General features: G+C 54.4%; 5 protein-coding genes. 3 read left to right on the top strand and 2 right to left on the bottom strand.

Annotation, left to right across the window (positions count from 1 at the left end; genetic code table 11):
• Nucleotides 1-129: 129 nt before the first annotated feature.
• A complete protein-coding gene (locus DWB67_RS17480) occupies nt 130-723 on the bottom strand; it encodes a TnsA endonuclease N-terminal domain-containing protein (protein ID WP_182911661.1) in 594 nt (197 codons plus the stop codon).
• 298 nt (nt 724-1,021) lie between these two features.
• Nucleotides 1,022-1,264 carry a helix-turn-helix domain-containing protein gene (locus DWB67_RS17475; protein ID WP_119808823.1) on the bottom strand — a complete coding sequence of 81 codons (243 nt, stop codon included), beginning with the start codon at nt 1,262-1,264 and terminating at the stop codon, nt 1,022-1,024.
• Between the two features lie 237 nt (nt 1,265-1,501).
• Here DWB67_RS17475 and DWB67_RS17470 point away from each other — a divergent pair, with 237 nt between their 5' ends.
• From DWB67_RS17470 to DWB67_RS17460, 3 genes are all read left to right on the top strand, one after another.
• Nucleotides 1,502-2,107: a helix-turn-helix domain-containing protein gene (locus tag DWB67_RS17470; RefSeq protein ID WP_147385977.1), complete on the top strand. Its 606-nt coding sequence runs from the start codon at nt 1,502-1,504 to the stop codon at nt 2,105-2,107.
• A 316-nt stretch (nt 2,108-2,423) separates the two neighbouring features.
• A complete protein-coding gene (locus tag DWB67_RS17465; RefSeq protein ID WP_119808820.1) occupies nt 2,424-3,176 on the top strand; it encodes a DUF4433 domain-containing protein in 753 nt (250 codons plus the stop codon).
• A 23-nt stretch (nt 3,177-3,199) separates the two neighbouring features.
• Nucleotides 3,200-4,210 (top strand): macro domain-containing protein, encoded by a 1,011-nt coding sequence (locus tag DWB67_RS17460; protein ID WP_255418751.1) that lies wholly within the window; start codon nt 3,200-3,202, stop codon nt 4,208-4,210.
• The last annotated feature ends 206 nt before the right edge of the window (nt 4,211-4,416 follow it).

The raw sequence follows: 4,416 nt of genomic DNA, 5'->3' as shown, positions 1-4,416 counted from the left end.
CTTCGCCTTGAACTCCGCAGAATAGCGCTTTCGTTTCGTCATCTCAGGTCAGTCCTTCGTCAATCGCTAAAGCTTAGCAACTGGTCCGAATTCCTGCGACCACCTCTCTTATGCGAAGTCTTACTGTCATCACCGGACCTCCGGCATCGACAAAATGCTCGCTTCGGTCACCGGAAGAGACAGGTCCGTCAAGGCGATCCCATCGAAGATCGCCTTGAACCCCGCCCGAAATGCGCGGCCCTGCAAGCCGGTCGCTGCGACGACCTGCCCCAGAGACGTTTTACAGTTCATGCCTCGGAGTATCTGCTGAACCATCGCATCGGCTTCGACATCCTCGGCTTGCCGGAACATATGAAGCAGCTCTGCATTGCGCACTTCCGCCGCAGAAAAGCTACTGTCCGTGACGAGTAGCGCATCGTCCGCGAACTGCTTCGAGGTCTGCACCTTGATCAGCGCGAACTCTCGGTCGAACTTATTTCGCTCGGCCAGCGCACCCGGCTTGACGGCGATCGCGATCTTGTTTCCGTCTTCCAAAGTGACAAGAAAATCGAATGTGTGAGATGAGGGCTTGCCCACTTGGTTGCGATAGGTGATCTGCGGCGGCTGATCCCAAATATCGACGACGGCTCTCTGCGACAGCAGTACCAAGAGGCACTTCCGCTCAAGGTCACTTTCAAAGATGAGCTGCCGCCAAGCCGCACTGGCACGTAGTTTTGCGAACACGAACCCGCGTCCGCTTGCGCGTGATCGCGCCGGGAACATCCGGGTCGCACGGGTTCGCTCTGGCGGGACATAAGGTCCCCCGACATCATTTTCATACATAGGCTGCTGCTCCCGACACCAGAGGCATGCCTCTCGGTGCGACGGGTTCCTCTTTCATTGAGACACGAGGCCCCAGCCCACAGAACCCACTGCATGCTTGACCGGGGCCGAAAGTTGGATCATGAATGAGGTGTATCGGGCTTCAACTTGATACACCTGAAGGGCCTCTGGAGCTGCAACTCCGAGGCCTTTTGCTTTTCTAGGGCATGATTGCTCCTTCCCTTCGGAAGTCGGGGAACAAATCCTCCGGCGATGCGCCCACGGCCAAGGCCAAGGCTTCTTCAATGCGCTGAGATCGGCACATCCGCTTGCCGACCAACGTCAGCGCAGAGTCGCTAACCCCAAGTTCACGCGATATCTGCGCCAGTGACGTACCCTGAATCCTGAGTTCCGCTTTCAGACGCTCATGGGCGTCCAGATTTGCCTTTGTCGGGGTGCGCATCGGGGCGATCTCCAAGTTCCAAGGGTGCGAAATGAGCCGGATTCACATTTCAGCTAAGGAACTCCAACCGGCGCGGTCAACCTCACAAACTATTGTCCCAAAATTAAAAAATAGCAGGACCAATTGGTCCGCGCGGACCAATTGGTCCAGTCACTTCGTTTTCTTGACCTCTGACACGCTCTCTCAGGTAAGGTTCCTGAGTCGCCTCTAAAAAGCTAAGTCATTGGATCATCGGATTTGACCAAGTCAGATAAACAATACGAATCGATTGCTCGACAGCTAGGTGCGGCCAATCTGTTGGCGCTTCGCACATCTACAGGAATGAGCCAGCCGCAGTTCGCCGCGACCATCGGTTTGTCAGACCGTGCACTCCGCCGCTACGAGCGTGGAGAGCGGGAGCTTCCTCTCGTAACACGGATTGCGATCATTCAAGCGTTCAAGATCGATCCACTCGCCAGCAATCAAATAGCCGCCGAGCTGGGGTTTTCAGACACCGACATCTCGCCAGGAACTCAGTCGCGGACGGCAAACGATGAAGGGTTCTGGAAAACAATGCGCAGAGAGAGTCAGGATCTTCGAAAGCGGCATTATTCTGCCCTTGGACAGATTTTGCTGAAGATCCGCGATTACACCTTTGCCGGCGCGACAATGTATTTGGCGGTGGAAAACATCGCCTGGGCGTTCGGCCTTCCCTTTGGGTTTGAAATTAACGGAATTGACTGGATGTTTGTCGGCTCCTTCATTTTGATTGTGGTTCTGTTCTCCTCTGTCGTCACAGACCTGCCCCTATTGAAGGCCGCACAGCACGTTTTCAGGAACATCAAGGCGCATGGTACATCCTAAAGGGGCATGATGGCTTGGAACGCGGAATGCGGCCTGTCAGATGTTCAGCTAGGGTATGGCGTGCGTCACAAAAGCGAAGGTTCGTTCGCGCCACAATACCCCCAACTGCCGCAATCGACCTGAAGGGCGGTGAGCCGACATTCGCTGCGCATCACACGAATGTCCGCCATGCGCATAAAGCTGAAGGTCGTGCCGACGCTGATGTAGTGCTTCCGGACACGTCGGCGCCACACCAACATACCGTTTGGGTCGGTTGCTTGTGAGAGTGTTCACTGAAGTTCGTTTCTAGGTTGAATGCCCTGCCCAAACATGGATCATGTTGTCGGCAAAACAAATAGTGAAGGGTGCCAACTTGCCAATAAGGTTTATTTTTCGACAAGTTCACTATTCTGATCTGCCCACCTTCCTTACTGATGGCGAGATTCGGGCGAAGAACCATGCGACGCCCCAGAGGTGTCACCAGGTGTCTTATCAAGATATCGTGAATCGGCGCGGCACGAACGAGTTCAACGTGCCAAACGGTGGGGTCGTGAACGACTATGTACCGTTCTATTTCAGCCCGATAACCGCCTTCACCTACACCATTTCCCGAGAGAACGTGCCGTTGGTATCCCCTGACGGGGCCTATCTGCGGCAGGCCTGCGAGGACGACCGGATCTTCATGGTGGCTTCACTCGAAGCATTTCGGGGATCCGGCCTGTTCACCTGCTTTAGCGACTATGCGTTGAATTCGAGAGCCCCAATGCCTACTGTGGAAACGGATTTCGATAAGCTGGAAGATCACGTTCACTGGGACGTGTTTGATGAAAGCCCACTAACGGCAAAGATACCGGAGATCGGCTATCAAGGTGTTTGCAGCTACTTTCTCAACATGGCAAGTCCGCCCGAACGGATGACGCGGCGAGAGAAACGCATGGCGGAGTTCTTGGTCCACGAAGCCGTGCCGCTAGACAAGTTCGCGTGCATCATTGCCAAGACTGACACGATGAAGGATACCTTGGAGACCATGATGGCTGCTTCGGCCTGGGATATCCCTGTCTACTCTAAGCGCGGATGCTACTACAAATGACGATTAGGACTAAAAAGGGAGACATGTTCTCAGAGCCCGTGGAGGCTATTGTGAACACTGTGAACTGCGTCGGTGTCATGGGCAAGGGCGTCGCTTTGGAGTTCAAGAACCGCTGGCCGGCCAACTTCCTAGCCTACAAGGAATTATGCAATGCCAAGGGGCTGAAGCCTGGTCAAATGTTTGTCTTCGACACAAAAGAGCTCTTCGCTTCGGAAGGTCCACGATACCTGATTAACTTCCCAACGAAAGCCCACTGGCGCTCCAAGTCGAAGATTGAATACATCGAGAATGGTCTCGATGCTCTGGCTGACGTCATCCGCGAGTATGGGATTACCTCTATCGCGATTCCGCCATTGGGCTGCGGTAACGGTGGGCTCGACTGGGCCGACGTGAGGCCCCTTATTGAAGCGAAGCTTTCGCCACTCAATAGTGTCGACGTCATTCTGTTCGCTCCAAAACATGCCGAGGACGAGCCTGAACATGTTCATTCGGGTCTTCCGATGACGTTCCCAAGAGCGCTGCTGCTGAAAGCTCTCAACGATCTCGAGCGCTATTTTGATGGTTCGCTTGACAGAATCTCTCTCCAGAAAATCGCCTACTTCCTCCAGGCATTGGGTGTCGATTTTAAGCTCAAGTTCGCGCGTAACCTTCACGGTCCGTACTCGGAAGCGTTGAAGTTGGCCTATGTTGCATTGGAAAATCACGGGATGATCAGCGGCTTCATGACCGGGGATCGGCAGACGCATGTTACCAACAGCGGGTGCGCCGTTGCGGACGAATTTTTAGATAAGCCCGACACCGCTGCCGCCGACATCATTGACCGCTTGAGCAAGCTTGTTCAGGGATACGAAAGCCCTTATGGGCTTGAGCTTCTGTCCTCGGTGCACTGGCTTGCCCACCACGAAGGCCACTTCCCAGTTGAAAAAATCATCGAACAGATGATGGGCTGGAATGAGAGCAAGCGAAATACGTTCAACGAGAATGCAATCCGAGGTGCGTATGACCGCCTCCAGGAAGACGGCTTGCTGCACTGATGCAGTGTCAGTCGACCATCGGACCCGGAGTAAAACTCCGCCTAGTGCTTTCTTTCAGTCAGAGAGGTGGTCCTGAATTTTCGACCAGTTTTCCGCCGGGCTAAGCTATAGCATGGGTTTCATGTCAGGCGGCGGCTTTCAGGTGTTGATTGTGAGTATCATAGGCCTCGTCGGGAGTCAGCAGCCCATGCGTTGAGTGCGGGCGT

The sequence above is a fragment of the Paracoccus sp. JM45 genome, assembly GCF_003590715.1.
Taxonomy (GTDB): domain Bacteria; phylum Pseudomonadota; class Alphaproteobacteria; order Rhodobacterales; family Rhodobacteraceae; genus Paracoccus.
Note: the sequence above shows the minus strand (reverse complement) of the source record. Positions and strands in the feature narration are given on the sequence as shown.